We start from the raw sequence: 18,885 nt of genomic DNA, 5'->3' as shown, positions 1-18,885 counted from the left end.
TTAGAAGGAAGGTGTAGCTTTGGCAAAAAGATATTTTACTGTCGGTATGGCAGGACATATAGACCATGGAAAAACATCGTTAGTAAAAGCTTTAACAAATATTGACACGGACCGTTTGAAGGAAGAGAGAGAAAGAGGGATCTCCATTGAACTGGGGTTTGCCCCCCTTCTGAAAACAGAAGAAATGGAAGTCTCGGTAGTGGACGTCCCTGGACACGAAAGATTCATCAGGCAGATGATCGCCGGAGTTGCAGGCATAGATTTGGTTGTGCTCGTCGTTGCAGCTGATGAAGGTGTTATGCCCCAGACGAAGGAACATCTTGAGATTTTGTCCTTTTTGGGTATAGACAAAGGGATCGTTGTGTTAAGCAAGATTGATAAAGTAGATGAAGAATTACATAGCTTGGCTAAGGAAGAGATTGTGGAAGAATTGAGAGGTTCTTCTTTTGAAGGCTGCCCGGTCATTTTGGCTGACAGCCTGAGCGGCAAGGGAATAGAAGAACTGAAAGGGAAGATCATTCAGTTTTTAGGCGAAAGTCCGTCCAGAAGTGTTTCAGGTGATTTCCGGATGCCTATTGACCAGGTGTTTACAGTGAAAGGGCAAGGTACAGTTGTGAGGGGAACAGTTTATGAAGGAAGTGTTAAAGAGGGTGACTCTCTCTTGCTTCTCCCGGCTGGAAAAGAGACGAGGGCGAGGCAGATTCAAGTTCACCACAGCAAGGCGGAAGAAGCTTTTGGCGGCCAGCGTACGGCCATCAATATATCCGGAATCAGCAGAGAAGAGGCTGCCAGAGGCGATGTGCTCGTTAAATCTGAGTTTTTCACGGTGACAGATACAATTGATGTGAGTATCAGGCTTGTGAAAGGGTTGGAGCTGGCTCTCAAGCAGCGGATGCCGGTAAAACTCCATGCAGGCACTATGGAAACAATGGGGAAGATTGTGTTTTTTGATAGAAATGAAGTGAAGGAAGAAAACGAGGAAATCCTTTGTCAGGTAAGGTTAGATGGAAAGATCGTCGTGAAAAGAAATGACCGGATCATCCTCAGAAGGCCGACGCCAGCTGAAACTGTCGCCGGGGGATATGTTATTGACCCGAACGGAAGCCGGTATAAGTTTGGAGAGGACACAATCCGTTTGTTGAAGCAGAAAAAAAACGGAACGCCCTTGCAAAGGATTGAAGATGTTTTAGCAAAATTCAAGGCGTTGCCGGAAGAGCGCCTTCTCCAAGAATCTTCTCTCTCATCATATGAACTTGAGGAACTTTTATCAGGCAAAGAAATTATTGAAATGCCAAATGGGAATATCACTTCTTATAAAGTGACCGCGGAAATGGAAAAGCTTGTGGGAACAGAGCTTGAAAATTTCCACAAGGAAAATCCTCTTAGTATAGGTATGGATAAGGCAAGGATTGTCCAGTTGTTTAAGAACCATTCCCAGGAATCCATTCTTGAGTATGTCATCAAAGATATGATATCCCAGGAGAAGTGGAATCGGGAAGGGCATCTCCTTCATATCAATGGTTTCACGCCTTCGGTACCGCAACAGTGGGCCAAGAGGTCCCGGCAGGCATTGGAATTATTGAAGGAAGGCGGAAGGAAACCGTTGGAATTAACCGAATATCTCAAGGACGCTGGGATTCCTGGGGAATTGCATCAAAGTTTGCTGCAGTTTTATCGGGAACAAAACCTCGTTATACCCCTTGATGATAAATTGGCCTATCACTTTGATGTGTTTTCAGAAGCTGTTAACGATTTGCAAGAGTCAACAGCTGATGATTTCGATATATCAGCGGCAAAAGATACTTTAGGTCTGTCACGTAAATTCTTGATTCCCTTCCTGGAAACCCTGGACAGCAGAGGATATACAGTGAGAGTTGAGAATAAGCGTAAATGGAAGCAGCGGAATAGTTGAACAGGATTCACTGTCAAAGGGGGAAAATGCGGCGGGTACGTCGCTTTCGCCCTTAACTAATCTTCCAATGGATGAACAGTATTAGGGGGAAATGATGGATTGGAAAGAGTATGAAACCCAGCTTTATACAATGGTAATGATTGAAAAAGGGGAACGGATTTTATTAGTAGAAAGGCCGTCTGACAAGGGATTTCCCGGTTATTTAGCTCCTGGTGGCAAAATTGACTTTCCTGAAAGCCCTGCACAGGGAGCGGAAAGGGAAGTGAAGGAAGAAACCGGATTGATAGTCGGGGCAATGAAGTTTAAAGGTATAGATGAATTTGTTATTCCTCATAAGAAATATCGGTATATTGTCTATAACTACCTGGCGACCGATCTGAGCGGAGAACTGTTGCAGGAACCTCCAGAAGGTAAATTGAAATGGGTTTGTAAGAACGAAGCCCTTGGGTTACCCATGCAGCCATGGTTTAAAAGGAGATTTCCTTATTTTTTTAAAGAAGGCGTGTTTGAGATTCATTCTGTATGGGATGGAATTGAAAAACATTCAGCTGAGGTTACAATTAGAGAGTTATGAAAGAGCAAAAAGCCTGCCCGTCAAAGAGAAAAGAAATCTCTTAATACGGGCAGGCTTTTGTTTGTTTCAGTTTCAACGGTTGTTGATTGCTGAAAATATCATTCATCACTCACATGATTAAAAATTTTTTTCAGCCGATGTTAAGCTGTCAAAGAATATTATTAGAATTAGATCTTTATTTCGATAGAAGCGTTTTCTTTCAATTTTTCAACTTCTGCAGCGAGTACATCCAGAGTTTTTTGTCTTTGTAGTTCTTGTTTGATCTGTTCTTTTACTTCTTCATATTCAGGCATTTGGGTTTCTGTGTCTTCACTGCCGCTGTTTTGTTCTGCATATTTGTCGTAATAAGCCTTTACATCTTCTTCTTTCACTTCTTCTACTGAAAGTTCTTTCTCAACATAGGCTGTATATTTAATGTTATCTGCAATTTCGGTTCTTAGCTCATCAAGTGTAAGGCCATTACTTTCTAAAATCTCTTCAAACTGAGCTTCGTCTTCATAGTCTGCCTTCAGTGAATCAAGTTCTTCTTGTATTTCTGCATCTGTAGCCTCATACCCCTTCTTGTCCGCTTCTTGCAGAAGCAGAGTTTGTCCGATAAGGCTGTCAATCGTGCTTTCTTTCAGCTGCGTTGCGATCTCTTCAGAAGTTGGGTCTTGTCCCATCTGCTGATATTGGATTTGGGTCCGGGACAGCAGCGTATTATAAGCTTCTCCTTTGATGCTCTCGTCATTAACGACCGCTACAGTCTGCTCTTCATCAACATGTTGTTCTTCCAACTTTTTTTGTGCTTCTTCAAGTTGGGCTGTCTGTTCTTCTTGAGTGCTGCTGTCCGTCTCTGGTTCCTGGCTGTTTTCCTCATTTCCACACGCAGCCAGTCCTATTGTTAACATGCCCGCAAGCATTGCTAATTTCCATTTACTCTTCATTCAAATACCCCTCTCTTCAAAAAAACATTTTGGGAAAAACTAACCGAATCTCTTAGTTGTCTAGTCGGTGCAAGCTTATAAGAGAATCGCCAAACTTAAATAACTTAGTGGCAAGTGTATAACATTTGTGATGAAAAGGAAAGATATAAGCGTCAATTTAACAAGATTGAAACAAATTTTAGCGAAAGGGGAAATTCACTTAATGTCAAACGGGCTAATTGTCATGTTGAATAATCAACTCTCAAATTGGAATATCCTGTATACAAAATCACATAATTATCACTGGTATGTAACGGGGACAGATTTCTTTACACTGCATGAAAAATTTGAGGAATATTATACAGAAGCAGGGCAATATATCGATGAAATCGCTGAAAGAATCCTTACACTAAAAGCAAAACCGGTTGCCACTTTAAAAAAGTACCTGGAAACCGCCACGATTGAAGAAGCAACCTGCCAGGAGGATTCAAAAGAGATGGTGTCTGCTCTCGTGAAAGACTTTGAACAACTTATCAAGGAGTCAAAAAAACTCATAGAAACAGCCGAAGAGCTCCATGACCAGCCTACTGCCGATATGTTTATCGGGATAAAGTCTTCACTCGAACAACATGTATGGATGTTAAGTGCCTATAATGCATAGAAGAACCCCGGTCCTATATTGGCCGGGGTTTTACTTATATAAGACAAGCGCTTTACTTCGCTGAATCCTTCGATAACTTGGCGCAATACTCCTCTACCATTTCAATCGTCACAAATTTTCTTTCAGGTACGATCCCCAGCCTTGCTTCATCATTTATTCTTTTTGTAACCTGATTAATCTTATCAGTAGTAAAGGATTCACCTTTTAAGCAGAGATTTACTGCTTCTTCAATATAATTTTCTCTCTGTTCATCAAGCATAAGGAATTCTTTTGCAATGCTATTTTGTTTTTTTGAATGATCTGTAATAGCTTTATGGACACTCATGTACTCACTCCTGACAGGGTTTCATTTAGATATGTTAAGTCCCTTTTTATTATGCTCATTTACCCGGATTATCGCAACCTTTTAGATCTATTTTGCAAATGATAAAATGAAATGGAAATTAGTGAGTTTTTAACCTTGAATCAAACCTCTTTTTCCATGAAAATAGTAATCGACAGATTCGTATGCAAGTATATATGATTAATAGATAGCGATTTAATGATTGCCTATCGTAAACAGAATTCAGTTAAGTTAAGAAAGTGGGCTGAAGATGATACAGCTTTGGAGACAATTCAGTTGGGTTATACCCATCCTTGCTATGGTTACAGCCACGCTTGTGATGACCGTTTATCTATGGAAAAAGCAAAAGGGTGAAGTTAGATGGGCCGATCTTATCCCTGTTTTGTTCACTCTGATTTCATTAGGTGGAATTTTTCTCATTACACTTTCTCCGCTCGTCCCAGGGGTGGCTTTGGAAGGGACTGTTAACTTTCGGCCCTTTGATAATCTGAAATTGAATTTGGTATACAGAAACCATTTGGATGTACCGATTAGAAATCTGACCGCAAACATCTTCCTTTTCATTCCCTTCACGTTCTTTTATGCCTGGTGGATCAGAAAACGAAGGTTTATCCTTCTGAAAACAACCTTGGCCGGGAGCGCTCTTTCGATATCTGTAGAAGTGATCCAGTTTATAATGCCTTTGGGCCGTGCCACGGATATAGATGACTGGATTATGAATACGTTCGGTTCATTTTTGGGCGCGTTTCTATTTTTGCTGTTTATGAGGATTTGGAAGAAATTCACTTACTGGAAGGAATAGGATAAAGGAAGTCAGCCAAATGGGAATGGTTTGTTTATTTGAAATAAGCAATGATTAACAATGCCTAAAGCGGGAAAAGAATACTGTACAAACCATTTAACGCAAAAGGAGGCAACCCTTATCGATAAGAAACCGACTAAAGCAGAAAATGCCAATCAGAAGCTGAACCAGGAGTTTTATTCTGATGAAAATCATCACGCGAGCAATTCAAAAACAGAAAAAGCGAATAAAAAATTGCAGGAACGCCTGGAAAGCGGGGAACCTTCAAAAGGTGTAAATCCCGACCAATACCTTAATAATAATGAAAATTCTCTTGTTACTAAGGGTCAAGAGAAGAAATAGATATTATGAAGAGAATCAGGGAGTATAATTCAACTTATACTCCCTTTTTTCATTTGTAAGAAACAGAAAAGAATTAATAAATTCGACAATTTTCAACACAAACAATGCCTTCCATTGGTTAAGATACAGCTTATATTCTTTTGAATAGGCTCTTTTCTGAGTAGTTGTTTTCAAGGCAGATATACCGGTGCCTTCGAGCGGAAATCCATTCTTGTTCTTCAGCCGCAATATTTGCGAAAAGAGCATTTGAAAATTAATAACATAATTGAAAGGGGACGGTCCTTTATGCCATTTCCTGAGTTGGACACCAGCAGGCTTAATTTAGTTGAAATCAATGAAAGCCACACCCAGCGATATTTTGAAATAATGTCGCTCGACAATGTAACCAGGTTCTATGGAATGGAATCCCTTGTGACAATAGATCAGGCGAAAGATATTATTGCCTCCTTCCAACAAGGATATGCAGGCATGAGATCCATGAGATGGGGGATTGTTTTAAAAGAAGATAACACATTTATAGGGACGGTTGGCCAGAATAATCTGCAGCGGGGAAATAAAAAAGCCGAAATCGGTTTTGAAATTCATCCTGATTTCTGGGCTAAGGGATATACTAGCGAGGCAGCTGAGGCAATAATAGAATATGCATTTGAAGAGCTCCAACTATACCGTATGGGAGCCATTACTTTTCTTGGAAATCAAGCTTCGCAAAGGCTTCTGAAAAAGCTCGGCTTTAAAGAAGAGGGGGTATTAAGGGGGTATATTTACCAGCATGGTAAATCTCATGATACATACATGTTTTCTTTATTGCAGCCGGAATGGCAAACAACTTAGCTTGGAACTTTTCCATTGTGGGTATTGATACAGAACAGCATTTCATTCTTTTAAGCATATTTAAGAAAAACAGTAGGTAGGATGTGGTTTTTCTGCTTAAATAAGAAGAAGGATCAGGAGCAGGAGGAGACGGAATGAATAAAAAGCGGCTGAAGTTAATTTGTATGTTCTTTTCCATAGCTGCATTGCTTGGATGTCATTCGGAAAAGCATCTTTCACCTGAAATGGAATTGGGAGAATCGGTAATCATCCATAGCCATCAGGACTAATCATCAGACTAAAAAAATGCACGAATAAAATTGTGTGCTTCAGGCAAACTATCTCCATATCATCAAAATGGAGGCATATGGATGGAAATTAACAGATGTAAGCAAATATTGGCTTCGTCGGCAGACATTAATGTTACATATCAAGGAGTTGCTGTCTGGATTGACGAATTGCTTGAAGACCAAAGAATGGCAACGGTGCATTTAAGAGGTCCCCTTGAAGAGCGTTCACAAGTGGCGGTCCAGGATTTAATAGAAGAATAAAGATGAGATATCAATGCTCCCTATTTAGGGGGCATTTTGTTTTGGAATGCTTGCTAAATGCTCTTTTCATCAATACTATAAGAAGAAACATTACATAAAACTGCATGTTGGTTTTTGAAGTTGAAAATGATCACTAGAAGGATAAGGTTTCATATCACATGTTTAGCATAAATAGAATTACAGGAGTATTACAAAAGTATTAAACCGTGATTTTCCTGTTTATGAGTCTTAAAAGGTGGAAGAGTAACAACAAAGGTTAAGATAAAAAGCAGATGTTGTTCCTCATAGTCCAACGGGTGTCACTATGGCCTTAAGTGAGTCTATGAAATTTCATCTCAGAAATCAGCTTGAGTAAATCGACTTAAATTAAGTATTATTAAGGAGGATTTTATAATGGCTAAGAACAATAATCAAAACAATGGCAAAATGAGTTTAGAAGAAGCAGGCCGCAAAGGCGGTAAGACAACAGCGCAAAATCATGATAAAGAATTTTATCAGGAAATCGGCAAAAAAGGTGGAAACACTACTTCTGACAACCACGATAAGGAATTCTATCAGGAAATTGGAGAAAAAGGCGGAGAAACCACATCTCAAAACCATGATAAGGAGTTCTATCAGGAAATCGGTAAAAAAGGCGGAGAAGCCACATCCAACAACCATGACAAAGAATTCTATAAAGAAATCGGAGAAAAAGGCGGAGAGTCCCGCAGCAGACAAAACAACAATCAGTAATAATTGTCTCGGTTGAAAAATCTCGGAGCTTGCACATTTAATTGTGCAAGCTCCTTTTTACCTTCTCCTCTATAAATTGCTGCCTTCTTCTTGGTTTTATAGTCCTTCATTTTGATTTATCTTACAATGGGTTGATTGGAGCAAAGTTGGACTAATACTATTTCAAAGGTAACAAAGATTTCGGAGACAGTGGAGATTAAAGGGTTTTAAGGTAAATAGAAAAAGGGTAACGGTAATACAGATATACGAAAGCTTATGAAAGACTAAAACCCTAAACTGGTTTGAAGGACCACATTGGTAGAGATGAAAAAGGAGAGAGGAATCCTTCCACTTTTTTCACGATTCACAGTATATGTCAGGAGGGTACATGATGGATATAAGGGATATATTCAACAATCAAAAATTTGAACGTACTGATGATCAGTATAAAGCAGTCGGGGATTTTGGAATGACTGCAAGTGCCACTAAAGAGTCAAGCGATGCTGGAGCTGATGTCCTTAGAAATGGCGGGACTGCAGCGGATGCAATAGTGGCCATGCAGTTTGCCCTTGCAGTATCCGAACCTTTCAATACAGGGGTTGGAGCCAGCGGCTTCATTGTCTATCACCACAGAGAATCAGGAGAAACAAAGGTGTTCAACGGCCACTCCAAGGCACCTGAGAGTGCACATCCGGAGTTATGCCTTGATGAAAATGGTAAACTGATTCCTTTTGTTGAAAGGACAATGAACGAAAGTTTTGTAGGGATACCAGGAATTATGAAAGCTATGGATACACTCAACAAAGCTTATGGGACGAAGGAGCTTGGCGAGTTGCTTGATCCGGCGATTGATCTCGCCGAGAATGGCATAAAGGTGAACTTCCTTTGGGATATGGCATTAAAGCTGTATGGAGACAGGGTTGGACATTCAGCCAAAGATTTTTTCTTTCCAAATGGAGTGCCATTAGTAGAAGGGGACCTGGTCAAAAATGAAGCCTTGGCGAAAACATTCCGGATTTTTAAGGAAAAAGGGATAGATGCTCTTTACAAAGGTGAAATCGGAAAGGCTGTTATTGACCGGCTGCAAGAGTATAACGGGCATATGGAAATGAAAGATCTTGAAAATTATGAGTGTGAAATTCAAGAACCAGTCGTCCGCAATTATCGTGGATTTGACATTGCGGTCCCTGCTCCTCCGAATGGTGGTGGGACCAATGTGCTTCAAATCTTGAAAATCATTGAGCAATTTGACTTAAGTGAATATAATGCATCTTCATGGGAGAAATACTTTATTATTTCAGAAGCTATGAGACTTGTATTCTCGGATAAGCTTGCGTACATGAGCGATCCTAATTTTCATAACGTACCTGTCGAAGGGCTGCTGCATCTGGAATATATTGCTGAAAGGGCAAGGTTCATCGATCTGAGCCGCAGAAATCCAGATATCGATTTCGGAAACCCTTGGAAATATGATGGCAGCGGGATAGAGCCTGGAGCAGCTTCGCAATCACAAAAGAAAGAGGAAGGTGGAGAAACAACCCACTTCACAGCTGTTGATAAGTGGGGAAATGTAGCAGCCTGTACGTCTTCACTTGAGCATTACTTTGGGGCAGGGATCATGATTACTGAATATGGATTCCTTCTGAATAATGATTTAACGGATTTTAAAGTCGAAAAGGATCATGTGAATGAGATGCGAGGCGGGAAATATCCAGTCAGTGCAAAGTGCCCTGCCATCATTCTGAAAGATGGCGAGCCTTTCATGACCTTAGGTTCTCCGGGAGGTCCGACGATAGTTTCTTCAGTTGCTCACGTCATCTTGAATGTTCTGGACTTTAAAATGGACCTTAAAGAGGCGATTGAACATCCACGAATTTATAACAGTACAGCGCCGGAAGTATGGGTGGAAGATGATTTCGATGAAGGTATTAAAGAAAAACTCAAAAGTCTTGGAATACAGATTTTAGACGACAGTATGCCTATAGGAAATGTCCAGGCGATCCTCATCAATAACGAAGAAAATACTTTATATGGTGCTGCCGATTCGACAAGGCCGGGGAAAGCGTCCGCCGTCTGGAAAGAAGAGGCGGATAGAATGTAAGAAGACTGCTCTTAAGCAGTCTTTTTCAATGAGGAAATTCTAATTCATGAACCTGCGTATTACGATTCGTCAACCGTGAGAAACCTTCAAGTATATCCTACATCACATATTTACTCGATTTTTCTGAATTTTATGCACTGGAATAAGCTGAGGATCATGTCTGGACGTTTATAGCGGTACCCAGTGGGTATGGGAATTAATGAGAGTAAGAAACCAGATAAATCTTTGAAGGCAAACGGAGGGAGAACAATGAGAAAACCTGATCCAGCAAAAGATATCAAGATGGAAGAGAAACCAAAAGTTACGAATAAAGAACCCAAGAATCTCGAACAAGAAGAACTGGCTGCAGAAGTAAAGACCGAGATGCCGGTGAAAGAAGAAAAAGATGGTAATGAAATTACCAACCCATACAAAATTGCTCAACAGTTAATAAAAAGGGCGGCTGAAACCCTGGATCTTCCTGAAGGCGTCTATAATACATTGAAGAAACCAAAAAGAGTGATGAAAGTATCGATTCCTGTAAGAAAAGACAATGGTGAATATGAAAATTATACGGGAATGCGATCACAGCATATCGATATTCTCGGCCCAACAAAAGGAGGTATCAGATTTCATCCCGATGTAAATGAAGATGAAGTTGTTGCTTTATCCATGTGGATGTCATTAAAATCCGCACTTGTAGGCCTTCCGTTCGGAGGAGGTAAAGGCGGAGTGATAGTCAATCCGAAAGAGCTTTCTGAAAGAGAGCTGGAGGAATTAAGCAGGGGCTATATAAGAGAGCTTGAACCAATTATAGGGCCGGAAAAAGATGTGCCGGCACCTGACGTGAATACAAATGGGCAGATCATGGGCTGGATGCTCGATGAATTTGACAGGCTTCGAGGAAAGGATGTTTCAGGTTTTATTACTGGAAAACCAGTGATAATAGGCGGTTCAGAGGGTAGGATAGAAGCGACAGGCAGAGGAGTCGTCATCAATATTATGGAGGCCGCGAAACGTTTGGACCTGGAAATGGATAATCTGTCTGCAGTCGTTCAAGGTTTTGGGAATGTAGGCTCTATTACAGCTAAACTGCTCCATGAACAAGGTGTTAAGGTGACGGCGGTTACGGATGCCGGAGGTGGAGCCTATCAGCCTAATGGACTGGACATAGTCAGTCTCATTGACTATGTTAATGAAAATGGAACAGTTAAAGGCTTTGAAGGAAGCGAGGATATTTCCAATGAGGACCTTTTTGCAGCAGAGTGTGATATTCTCGTTCCAGCTGCCCTCGAAAATCAAATCACTGAGGAAACTGCACCGACTATTAAAGCAAAAATCGTAGCTGAAGCAGCGAATGGCCCAACGACGCCTCAAGGAAATGAAATTATGGAAGAAAAAGAAATTTTCGTTATCCCTGATATTTTGTGCAATTCCGGAGGAGTTACGGTTTCATACTTTGAGTGGGTGCAAAATGCCATGCACTACTTCTGGAAAGAAGAAGAAGTAAATGAAAAATTGAAAGAAAAAATGGAAAATGCTTTTGAAAGTGTTTATCGAATGAAGAACGAGAAAGATGCCTCGATGAGAGAGTCCGCCTATCTTGTTGGTGTAGGCCGCTTAACAGAAGCGATGAAAGCGAGGGGCTGGATAAAGAACTGGTCAATGCCAATTGATTGCTGAATAATGCAGACTGATTCAACTGGATTTTGAATCAGTCTTTTTTTGTTTTGCAAAAATAAATGTTTTGAGAGCTGGTGAAAGAAAGACCATTAGCATGTTCAAAACAGCTGTTTTAATGAAAAGTTGGCTGCTGTTAATGATTTTCAGAAGAGACAGCAAAAGGTTTAATGACAACATAAGCATAAAAGTTAAGAACTTTGTTGCAGGGCCTTTGTGGATTGCCGGTACAAGAGAGATAGCTACATAAACCAACATATATAAAGGAGAAATTAAAAAGTGTTCCTTCCAGGTATGGTTTCTGCCCAGGCCAATTTTTTGTTTTTTGAAAATATCCCAAATAAATGCAAGGGTTTTTGTGACAACTCCACTTGATAGGTAGGTTGAAAGCCAAAGTATGCTTGTTCTTCCGGACCTTAAATTGGCATTCCAATAGTCACTGGAAGCAAAATAGATTGGAAGGAGAAGTGTTGTATAGAGTGGTCTCCACCAATAGAGCTTGTAACTCTTCACTTTTAAAAAAAATAACTCGATAACATGAAAATAAATGATAAAGATGGACTTCCACTGCCACCCCAGTTTGAATACTGAAATAAAAGTTGCAGTTATCGGGATGTATATTGCTTGAGAAAGTAATGCGCCCAAAGCATTATCCAGAGCCCGTTTCTTTAAGATTTTAGGATTATAGCGGTAAGAATGAAAAACATTGAAAACGAAGTATTCGAAAATGTAAGCGAAGCTAATGTTGGACAATAGTAACGTGAGAGTATGTCTCTCGCATTTTTTAAATAAAGTAAACACCAGCAGTGATAAATGGACAATAGACAAAACAATAAAGGGCAGAGAGTTCTTATTTATTCGTTTCAATTGTTCCTTATACCCCCCTGGATTGGATGCAGCCGTGTTTCTGGCTTGCATTGCTTCTTTCCTGTTTATGCTTTGAATTTCCAGGGGGATTTATTCCTTTTTTAAAGATGTATACTTAACCATTGGTTCAAGTGAAACATTATATTTCTAAATGAATATTGAAAAAAATTTTAAATTTATGGGCATTTGCCGATTTATTTTTTAAAAATCCTATGTTATTATTAATTCAACTTAAAACCTGAGTATTCTTATCGGGTTTATTAGATAAATAAGGGTGATAAAAAATGAGTCGTGAATTTGTTGATTTGTTCAATCATTGGGCAGAAACCTATGACCATACAGTATCGGAAGAAGGGGATGTAGAATATCGTGAAGTGTTTGATAAGTACGATGAAATTCTGCAATCTGTAGTCAGTAAATCTACAGGCCCGAATATTTTGGAGTTTGGGGTCGGCACAGGTAACCTTACAAGGAAGTTAGTCAACCGTGGATTCACCGTATATGGAATTGAACCATCAGAGGAAATGTTGAAAATCGGGCAATTAAAAGTACCTGAAGCGAAAATCAAGGATGGAGACTTTCTAAATTTTCCAATGCCTGATGAACAAATTACTTCTATTGTAAGTTCATATGCATTTCATCATTTAATAGATGAGGATAAAGAAAGAGCGATTAAAAAATACAGTGCTATTCTTCCAAAAGGAGGAGTAATTGTGTTTGCTGATACAGTTTTCAAAGACAAAGCTGCTAAAAGAGAGATCATGGAAAGGGCAGTTGCTTCTTACTACAACAATCTTGTGGATGACTTGAACAGCGAACACTACACATACCTCGACACACTCGAAGGAATATGCAACAGGCATGGCTTTTCTGTTGAATTTATTCAGAAAAATAAGTATGTTTGGATTATGGCGGCTACTAAGAAATAAAGGCTCCTTTAACAGCTGGCTATAAATTAAATATCATACTCAGGTTTTACTTTAAGAAGTCTTTAATCGAAAAAAAGATACGAGTATCCTGCGGGAAGATCGTGAAGGTGGTTTCCTGAAGTCACTAATGGCTAGAATAGGGTCACCCTCCGTCCGCGGGTTTGCGTATCCTGCCAAAATCAACATCAACTTTGTGATAGCTGCTAAGATTATGAAAAACTGTGAAAATAAATGAGAGACAGGGAGAGATGGATATGCCAAAAATGAATGTAGAAAGTTTTAATTTAGACCATACGAAAGTGAAAGCACCCTATGTAAGGCTCGTTGGAATTACAGAAGGCCAGAGCGGAGATAAAATTTATAAATATGATTTTCGCCTGAAGCAGCCAAACAAGGAGTTTATGAAGATGCCAGCTCTTCACTCGTTGGAGCATATGATGGCGGAGTTCAGCAGAAATCATCATGATCGAATTGTCGATATCGGTCCAATGGGATGCCAAACAGGATTCTATATTACCATCCTTAATGATGATAGTTATGAGATCGTCTTGGACGTTATTGAAAATACGCTTAAAGATGTTCTTGAGGCGACGGAAGTTCCTGCCTGCAATGAAGTTCAATGTGGATTCGCCGCAAGCCACAGTTTAGAAGGAGCCAAAGAACTTGCAAGGGAAATGCTTGATCGCAGAAATGAATGGACAGAAGTATTTGCATAATAAGGAGTGCTGTTCTTGAAGTATGTAAAAAGTGTACAAGAACTAATCGGTAAAACCCCGCTAATAGAGCTTACCAATATGGGAATCCCTGAAGGGGTCCGCCTATTTGCTAAACTGGAATATTTCAATCCGGGCGGAAGCATCAAGGACCGCCTTGGGGTGAAACTATTGAAAGATGCAGAAGAGTCCGGGGTTCTTAAGCCCGGAGGCACAATTATTGAACCAACTGCCGGTAATACAGGGATTGGTATCGCGATGGCAGCTGTAGGGAAAGGGTATAAGGTAGTCTTTGTCACACCTGAGAAGTTCAGTGTGGAGAAGCAAACGCTTATGCGCGCATTGGGTGCAAAGGTCGTCAATACTCCTACAAATGAAGGAATGAAAGGTGCCATTGCAAAGGCGAAAGAATTAAGTGCCACAATGGAAGGATCCTATTGTCCTCAGCAATTTGATAATCCTTCCAACCCTGACACCTATTATGAGACTCTGGGTCCGGAAATTTATGAGGAACTGGATGGGAAAGTTGATATCTTTATTGCAGGCGGTGGAACAGGTGGAACGTTCATGGGAACTGCCAAATACCTTAAAGAGAAAAATCCCGGTGTTAAAACGGTTATAGTTGAACCTGAGGGATCGATTCTTAATGGGGGAGAATCAGGACCGCATAAAACAGAAGGAATCGGCATGGAATTCTTACCTTCTTATATGGATACAAACTATTTTGATGAAATTTATACGATTACTGACAATGCGGCTTTCAATGCGGTGAAACAACTTGCATTGAAAGAAGGGCTGCTTGTGGCCAGTTCTTCGGGCGCGGCATTTACAGCGGCGTTGAAGGAAGCGGAGAAAGCGAAGGAAGGAACTAACATTGTCACTGTTTTTCCAGACAGCAGTGAACGTTACTTAAGCCAAGGAATTTATGAGGAGTGAAAATATGAGAAGAAAAACAAGACTTATACATGGTGGAATAACAGGTGATGAAAGGACAGGAGCTGTATCTGTTCCGATTTATCAAGTAAGCACCTACAAACAGGACGGGGTGGGGGAGCATCGCGGATTTGAATATTCACGTACTGGCAATCCGACACGGCATGCACTGGAAACCTTGATTGCGGATATAGAGGGGGGACACGCCGGTTTTGCATTCGGCTCAGGAATGGCAGCCATTTCTTCCTTGATGATGTTGTTTAACTCCGGTGACCATATCATCTTTACTGATGATGTATACGGCGGTACATACCGTCTTCTATCAAAAGTAATGAATCGATTTGATCTGCAGGTTTCTTTTGTGGATACCTCTGATACAGATAAGGTTAGAGAAGCAATAAAGCCGAACACTAAAGCTATTTACGTAGAAACACCAACTAATCCATTGTTGAAGATTACAGATCTTCAGGCAGTATCTCAATTAGCAAAGGAAAATAATCTCCTTTTCATTGTCGACAATACTTTTAGTACCCCTTACTGGCAGAATCCGATTGAACATGGTGCTAATATTGTCTTGCACAGTGCAACAAAGTACCTCGGAGGGCATAGTGATGTAGTTGCAGGATTAATCGTTGTTGATTCTGAGAAGCTTGCAGAAGAAATACACTTTGTTCAGAATTCAGCAGGGGCGATCTTAGGGCCGCAAGATTCCTGGTTACTGATGAGAGGCATCAAGACACTGGGGATCAGGATGGAGGAGATTGAAGAGAACACAAAACGGTTTGTTGAATTCCTGCAGGATCACCCTAAGGTAAGTAACATTTACTACCCTGGATTGGATTCACACAAAGGAAATGAAACGCATAGTAAACAGGCACGCGGGGCAGGCGGGATGATATCATTCGATGTCGGCAGCGAAGAAAATGCTGCAAAACTATTGACGAACGTCCGTTACTTTACCCTTGCTGAAAGCCTTGGAGCGGTGGAAAGCCTTATTTCCGTTCCAGCAAAAATGACTCATGCTTCCATACCGGCGGAAAGAAGAGTTGAGTTAGGGATAACAGATGGGCTTGTCCGCGTATCGATTGGCCTTGAAGATGTAGAGGATCTGATTGAGGACGTTGAAAGTGCCTTACAATCTTAGAATTATCAGCGCGAGAGTCTTCATTTAGTGAGAATGTGATTTCTGGAAGGACATTTTGTTCCTTCCTTTTTTTTTGTTTTGTTTTCATTAACAAATGAGAATAAAAGAGAAATAATATATTGCAAAAACCGAACAAAACAGTATAATAATGAATAAAGGTGTGGTGATATTGATTTATCAAGTGAAAACGTACAGGATAAATGAAGAACAATTGGGGGTGTTTAATGAATTTTCCCATAAATATCTGCTGCCTAATCAAAAGAAGCAAGGAGCACATCTTGTTGGGAGATGGGTTGATACATCCAAGGAGAAAATAACAGCTATATGGAAATATGATAGCTATCAAGAATATGAAATGATTGAACAGCAAATAAAACAGACAAAACTGCATAAATAAGCAAAAAAGAGAAAGTCGTCATTGCAGCCATTGTTTCTCGATAGCCAACAAGAGTTTTGGGAGATGACAGGTGAATATGAAAAAGAGGAGAAATGTTAGGATGAAACCAATAATTTCAAAAGAACCGGAAGCGCCGGAATTTACCGAGCGGAAGATCAAAAATCTAACAGAAATTGTTTTTGGGGAAGCCAGGGAACTTATAGAAAGTGATGTCTTGTTTATATTCAGCGGTACACATCCTGGCCATTGGGAGAAGGCAATTGAAGCCTATCAGAAGAATCTATGCAGAACGATAATTGTCACAGGTGGAAGGAGTCTGACAGGGGTGCCCCATCAGGAATGGAAAGAGGGTCAGGCTACTGAAGCTGAAGTTATCATTACACATCTTGTGAAGGCTGGAGTACCATCTGGAAATATAATTTACGAAAATCGTTCTTCAAATTCATTGGAAAACGTTTTATATGCTAAAGAGATTTATAACTTCACAAACACTCAAACAATCATGTATATATGTAAAAGCCATGTTGCAGGACGTCAGGAAAGGACGCTGGTCAAACATCTGGGAGACCATATTAGGTATATTCCTTTTTCATTTGATGCTGAATATAATGGAACAATAGTAAACAGGAACACCTGGAGTAAAAGTGAAACAGGAAGAAACCGAGTATGGGGTGAATTTCTGAGGATCCTCAAGTATGGAGAACGCGGAGATATTAGTCCTCTATAAATCTTTTTATTTATTAATATTGAAATATATGGTAATATAGTTGAAATTTACATAGGAGGTGAAGAGATGGCCAAAAATGTAACCCTCGTACAGCCGACAATGGAATTGCAGGAACAGTATCTTGAGTTTTACCAAGAGTGGAAAGACTGTGGTGAGGATATGGTCCCATGGGTTATTGAAAAGGACCCGACTGATTTCCAGGGAATGCTCACGTTCCTCGATAATAATTCAAAAGGGCTAGGTCTTCCTGAAGGATGGGTTCCTGATTCTACCTATTGGCTTGTAGACACTGACCAAGCGATTGTAGGGGCTGTAAATATCAGGCATTCATTAACAGAGAACCTTATGAATGCAGGGGGGCATATTGGGTATGGAATTCGGCCTTCGGCTAGAAGAAAGGGATATGCCACCCAAATTTTGTCCCTATCTTTAGAAAAAACGAAAGAACTGGGAATTGAGAAAGTTTTGGTTGTCTGCGATGAAGGAAATATTGGTTCGGAAAAAACAATTTTAAAAAACAGCGGCAAGGCAGACGCTGATTATATTGAAGAAAATGGGAACGTTATCAAAAGGTATTGGATCAGCAATAAATAAGCTATATAGACCGGTAGAAAAAACAGAAGGCGCGGTGCCTTCTGTTTCTAATGAACAGCCGTCAACAGGACAGGTTACTTTACCTCCAATACAATAGAGCCTCTCTCATCTCCTTCAACTTCAACATCTATTCTCCACTGCCCTTTTTCCGGGAACGTGATGGTTAGAGGTGAGCTTTCATCATTGGCTTTAATGTGAATGGATTCAATGGTTTCACCTTTTTCCGATACGGGAGACAATATGGCCTTTTCTCCATCCCTGATGCCGGGGATGATGATTTCCGTTTCAAAAGGACTGCCTGCAAATGCAAATGCCTCGTGGCGTATAGCGGGTCCATTTTGTTCACCTACATACAGTTGTGATTCTCTTTCGAAAATAGGGCTGGTATACCATTCAGCTTTGGACAATCCGTAAAAATGGGCACCGAAAAAATAACCGCAAATGAGTAAAAGCACAACTTGAGTCCACCAGAAATGAGAAGTTTTTTTAAAACTGTTAAGGAGTTCTGACTCAGGAGCAAGCCACTTGGCTAAGAAGAAAACCAAGTTGATTATAAGAACGGCAAAAGCAATATATAATAACATGTTACCTCCTGATTGAAATTTGATAATTCTAAATAATATGCTAATTATACCATATATTATGAATGGCTTCTTTAAATGATAAAGCAAGCGGAAGAAAAATGCTTGGAGCTAGGAGACACATGCTCGAAGCATTTTTATTCCAAGATAAGCACTGGTTAGTGATTTCCGAATATCCAAGAATCCTCATGAAATAAGCTGCCAAAATAAGAGGAGAAATTCCTCTTATTGAGGAAACAGCACGAAAAATAGAGTAAATAGAGGGAAGAATTCCTCCTATTTGCTCCAAAAACATAAAAATGGACGATTTGACTTTACCTTAAGAGGAAAAATTCCCCTTATTTCCCCGAATCTAGCCCTATTATCAAGAATAACGGGAAAAACTACCCTTATTGTATAAATATTCATAGGTTACTCAGAATTAAGGAAGAATGTCCGCTTCATTTATCAGTCTCTCAAAAACCCCCCTGCTAGTTTGTAACACACCAATTGTTATAACGGTTTAGCATTTGAATTTTCATGTTGACAAAAACCTATGACACCATGTTAAAAGGGGGTCGAGATTTATGGCGGATTTAGCGTATTAACCCTTATAAACAGCAAAAAGAAGCAGTCTAATTCAGTTGCGG

22 protein-coding genes are annotated in these 18,885 nt (G+C 40.1%); 18 read left to right on the top strand and 4 right to left on the bottom strand.

Features of this window, described 5'->3' with window-relative positions; translation table 11 throughout:
* The first annotated feature begins 19 nt into the window (after nucleotides 1-19).
* Complete coding sequence (selB, locus tag M1E09_RS13630; protein WP_456271411.1) at nucleotides 20-1,912, top strand: selenocysteine-specific translation elongation factor; 1,893 nt, start codon at nucleotides 20-22, stop codon at nucleotides 1,910-1,912.
* A gap of 94 nt (nucleotides 1,913-2,006) precedes the next feature.
* A complete protein-coding gene (locus M1E09_RS13625; RefSeq protein ID WP_456274986.1) occupies nucleotides 2,007-2,486 on the top strand; it encodes an NUDIX domain-containing protein in 480 nt (159 codons plus the stop codon).
* A gap of 167 nt (nucleotides 2,487-2,653) precedes the next feature.
* Here M1E09_RS13625 and M1E09_RS13620 read toward each other — a convergent pair whose 3' ends face one another.
* On the bottom strand, nucleotides 2,654-3,412 hold the full coding sequence (locus M1E09_RS13620) for a SurA N-terminal domain-containing protein (protein WP_456271410.1): 759 nt from the start codon (nucleotides 3,410-3,412) through the stop codon (nucleotides 2,654-2,656).
* Nucleotides 3,413-3,614: 202 nt separating this feature from the next.
* Between M1E09_RS13620 and M1E09_RS13615 the strand changes: the two genes are divergently transcribed.
* A complete protein-coding gene (locus tag M1E09_RS13615) occupies nucleotides 3,615-4,052 on the top strand; it encodes a Dps family protein (RefSeq protein ID WP_456271409.1) in 438 nt (145 codons plus the stop codon).
* Between the two features lie 52 nt (nucleotides 4,053-4,104).
* On the opposite strand, the gene M1E09_RS13610 is transcribed toward M1E09_RS13615, so the two are convergent.
* Nucleotides 4,105-4,377, bottom strand: coding sequence for a YpbS family protein (locus M1E09_RS13610; RefSeq protein ID WP_456271408.1), 273 nt, complete (start codon nucleotides 4,375-4,377; stop codon nucleotides 4,105-4,107).
* Nucleotides 4,378-4,645: 268 nt separating this feature from the next.
* Between M1E09_RS13610 and M1E09_RS13605 the strand changes: the two genes are divergently transcribed.
* The 8 genes from M1E09_RS13605 to M1E09_RS13570 all read left to right on the top strand — a co-directional run bounded on the left by M1E09_RS13605 (nucleotide 4,646) and on the right by M1E09_RS13570 (nucleotide 11,374).
* Nucleotides 4,646-5,197, top strand: a complete 552-nt coding sequence (locus M1E09_RS13605) for a VanZ family protein (protein WP_456271407.1) — start codon at nucleotides 4,646-4,648, stop codon at nucleotides 5,195-5,197.
* Between the two features lie 60 nt (nucleotides 5,198-5,257).
* Nucleotides 5,258-5,539: a hypothetical protein gene (locus tag M1E09_RS13600; RefSeq protein ID WP_456271406.1), complete on the top strand. Its 282-nt coding sequence runs from the start codon at nucleotides 5,258-5,260 to the stop codon at nucleotides 5,537-5,539.
* 285 nt (nucleotides 5,540-5,824) lie between these two features.
* The gene (locus tag M1E09_RS13595) at nucleotides 5,825-6,370 is read left to right on the top strand and encodes a GNAT family N-acetyltransferase (RefSeq protein WP_456271405.1); all 546 of its coding nucleotides are present in this window, start codon (nucleotides 5,825-5,827) and stop codon (nucleotides 6,368-6,370) included.
* A gap of 134 nt (nucleotides 6,371-6,504) precedes the next feature.
* Nucleotides 6,505-6,639 carry a hypothetical protein gene (locus M1E09_RS13590; protein ID WP_456271404.1) on the top strand — a complete coding sequence of 45 codons (135 nt, stop codon included), beginning with the start codon at nucleotides 6,505-6,507 and terminating at the stop codon, nucleotides 6,637-6,639.
* 81 nt (nucleotides 6,640-6,720) lie between these two features.
* Nucleotides 6,721-6,900: a small, acid-soluble spore protein, H family gene (locus M1E09_RS13585; RefSeq protein ID WP_456271403.1), complete on the top strand. Its 180-nt coding sequence runs from the start codon at nucleotides 6,721-6,723 to the stop codon at nucleotides 6,898-6,900.
* 393 nt (nucleotides 6,901-7,293) lie between these two features.
* The gene (locus M1E09_RS13580) at nucleotides 7,294-7,632 is read left to right on the top strand and encodes a KGG domain-containing protein (RefSeq protein WP_456271402.1); all 339 of its coding nucleotides are present in this window, start codon (nucleotides 7,294-7,296) and stop codon (nucleotides 7,630-7,632) included.
* A 367-nt stretch (nucleotides 7,633-7,999) separates the two neighbouring features.
* The gene (gene ggt, locus M1E09_RS13575) at nucleotides 8,000-9,712 is read left to right on the top strand and encodes a gamma-glutamyltransferase (protein ID WP_456271401.1); all 1,713 of its coding nucleotides are present in this window, start codon (nucleotides 8,000-8,002) and stop codon (nucleotides 9,710-9,712) included.
* A 363-nt stretch (nucleotides 9,713-10,075) separates the two neighbouring features.
* Nucleotides 10,076-11,374 (top strand): Glu/Leu/Phe/Val family dehydrogenase, encoded by a 1,299-nt coding sequence (locus tag M1E09_RS13570; protein WP_456274985.1) that lies wholly within the window; start codon nucleotides 10,076-10,078, stop codon nucleotides 11,372-11,374.
* A gap of 15 nt (nucleotides 11,375-11,389) precedes the next feature.
* On the opposite strand, the gene M1E09_RS13565 is transcribed toward M1E09_RS13570, so the two are convergent.
* Nucleotides 11,390-12,289 (bottom strand): hypothetical protein, encoded by a 900-nt coding sequence (locus M1E09_RS13565; RefSeq protein WP_456271400.1) that lies wholly within the window; start codon nucleotides 12,287-12,289, stop codon nucleotides 11,390-11,392.
* A gap of 233 nt (nucleotides 12,290-12,522) precedes the next feature.
* Here M1E09_RS13565 and M1E09_RS13560 point away from each other — a divergent pair, with 233 nt between their 5' ends.
* The 7 genes from M1E09_RS13560 (at nucleotide 12,523) to M1E09_RS13530 (ending at nucleotide 17,675) form a co-directional block, all read left to right on the top strand.
* On the top strand, nucleotides 12,523-13,167 hold the full coding sequence (locus tag M1E09_RS13560; protein WP_456271399.1) for a class I SAM-dependent methyltransferase: 645 nt from the start codon (nucleotides 12,523-12,525) through the stop codon (nucleotides 13,165-13,167).
* 254 nt (nucleotides 13,168-13,421) lie between these two features.
* Nucleotides 13,422-13,883 (top strand): S-ribosylhomocysteine lyase, encoded by a 462-nt coding sequence (locus M1E09_RS13555; protein ID WP_456271398.1) that lies wholly within the window; start codon nucleotides 13,422-13,424, stop codon nucleotides 13,881-13,883.
* 15 nt (nucleotides 13,884-13,898) lie between these two features.
* Complete coding sequence (locus M1E09_RS13550) at nucleotides 13,899-14,816, top strand: PLP-dependent cysteine synthase family protein (protein WP_456271397.1); 918 nt, start codon at nucleotides 13,899-13,901, stop codon at nucleotides 14,814-14,816.
* Between the two features lie 4 nt (nucleotides 14,817-14,820).
* On the top strand, nucleotides 14,821-15,957 hold the full coding sequence (locus M1E09_RS13545) for a bifunctional cystathionine gamma-lyase/homocysteine desulfhydrase (protein ID WP_456271396.1): 1,137 nt from the start codon (nucleotides 14,821-14,823) through the stop codon (nucleotides 15,955-15,957).
* A gap of 169 nt (nucleotides 15,958-16,126) precedes the next feature.
* Entirely contained in the window at nucleotides 16,127-16,354 is a 228-nt protein-coding gene (locus M1E09_RS13540; protein WP_456271395.1) for an NIPSNAP family protein, read from the top strand.
* A 76-nt stretch (nucleotides 16,355-16,430) separates the two neighbouring features.
* Nucleotides 16,431-17,081 (top strand): YdcF family protein, encoded by a 651-nt coding sequence (locus M1E09_RS13535; RefSeq protein WP_456274984.1) that lies wholly within the window; start codon nucleotides 16,431-16,433, stop codon nucleotides 17,079-17,081.
* Nucleotides 17,082-17,147: 66 nt separating this feature from the next.
* The gene (locus M1E09_RS13530; RefSeq protein ID WP_456271394.1) at nucleotides 17,148-17,675 is read left to right on the top strand and encodes a GNAT family N-acetyltransferase; all 528 of its coding nucleotides are present in this window, start codon (nucleotides 17,148-17,150) and stop codon (nucleotides 17,673-17,675) included.
* A 74-nt stretch (nucleotides 17,676-17,749) separates the two neighbouring features.
* Here M1E09_RS13530 and M1E09_RS13525 read toward each other — a convergent pair whose 3' ends face one another.
* On the bottom strand, nucleotides 17,750-18,259 hold the full coding sequence (locus tag M1E09_RS13525; protein WP_456271393.1) for a hypothetical protein: 510 nt from the start codon (nucleotides 18,257-18,259) through the stop codon (nucleotides 17,750-17,752).
* Nucleotides 18,260-18,885: the final 626 nt, after the last annotated feature.

The sequence above is a fragment of the Bacillus sp. AK031 genome (assembly GCF_053903065.1).
Note: the sequence above shows the minus strand (reverse complement) of the source record. Positions and strands in the feature narration are given on the sequence as shown.

What these genes read in the sequence shown, in the direction of transcription:
- M1E09_RS13545 (WP_456271396.1), top strand. Translation starts at nt 14,821, where the DNA reads ATGAGAAGAAAAACAAGACTTATACATGGTGGAATAACAGGTGATGAA.
- M1E09_RS13615 (WP_456271409.1), top strand. Translation starts at nt 3,615, where the DNA reads ATGTCAAACGGGCTAATTGTCATGTTGAATAATCAACTCTCAAATTGG.
- M1E09_RS13560 (WP_456271399.1), top strand. Translation starts at nt 12,523, where the DNA reads ATGAGTCGTGAATTTGTTGATTTGTTCAATCATTGGGCAGAAACCTAT.
- M1E09_RS13600 (WP_456271406.1), top strand. Translation starts at nt 5,258, where the DNA reads ATGCCTAAAGCGGGAAAAGAATACTGTACAAACCATTTAACGCAAAAG.
- M1E09_RS13620 (WP_456271410.1), bottom strand. Translation starts at nt 3,412, where the DNA reads ATGAAGAGTAAATGGAAATTAGCAATGCTTGCGGGCATGTTAACAATA.
- M1E09_RS13605 (WP_456271407.1), top strand. Translation starts at nt 4,646, where the DNA reads ATGATACAGCTTTGGAGACAATTCAGTTGGGTTATACCCATCCTTGCT.
- M1E09_RS13625 (WP_456274986.1), top strand. Translation starts at nt 2,007, where the DNA reads ATGGATTGGAAAGAGTATGAAACCCAGCTTTATACAATGGTAATGATT.
- M1E09_RS13585 (WP_456271403.1), top strand. Translation starts at nt 6,721, where the DNA reads ATGGAAATTAACAGATGTAAGCAAATATTGGCTTCGTCGGCAGACATT.
- ggt (WP_456271401.1), top strand. Translation starts at nt 8,000, where the DNA reads ATGATGGATATAAGGGATATATTCAACAATCAAAAATTTGAACGTACT.
- M1E09_RS13580 (WP_456271402.1), top strand. Translation starts at nt 7,294, where the DNA reads ATGGCTAAGAACAATAATCAAAACAATGGCAAAATGAGTTTAGAAGAA.
- M1E09_RS13610 (WP_456271408.1), bottom strand. Translation starts at nt 4,377, where the DNA reads ATGAGTGTCCATAAAGCTATTACAGATCATTCAAAAAAACAAAATAGC.
- M1E09_RS13535 (WP_456274984.1), top strand. Translation starts at nt 16,431, where the DNA reads ATGAAAAAGAGGAGAAATGTTAGGATGAAACCAATAATTTCAAAAGAA.
- M1E09_RS13590 (WP_456271404.1), top strand. Translation starts at nt 6,505, where the DNA reads ATGAATAAAAAGCGGCTGAAGTTAATTTGTATGTTCTTTTCCATAGCT.
- M1E09_RS13570 (WP_456274985.1), top strand. Translation starts at nt 10,076, where the DNA reads ATGCCGGTGAAAGAAGAAAAAGATGGTAATGAAATTACCAACCCATAC.
- M1E09_RS13555 (WP_456271398.1), top strand. Translation starts at nt 13,422, where the DNA reads ATGCCAAAAATGAATGTAGAAAGTTTTAATTTAGACCATACGAAAGTG.
- M1E09_RS13565 (WP_456271400.1), bottom strand. Translation starts at nt 12,289, where the DNA reads ATGCAAGCCAGAAACACGGCTGCATCCAATCCAGGGGGGTATAAGGAA.
- M1E09_RS13525 (WP_456271393.1), bottom strand. Translation starts at nt 18,259, where the DNA reads ATGTTATTATATATTGCTTTTGCCGTTCTTATAATCAACTTGGTTTTC.
- M1E09_RS13530 (WP_456271394.1), top strand. Translation starts at nt 17,148, where the DNA reads ATGGCCAAAAATGTAACCCTCGTACAGCCGACAATGGAATTGCAGGAA.
- M1E09_RS13595 (WP_456271405.1), top strand. Translation starts at nt 5,825, where the DNA reads ATGCCATTTCCTGAGTTGGACACCAGCAGGCTTAATTTAGTTGAAATC.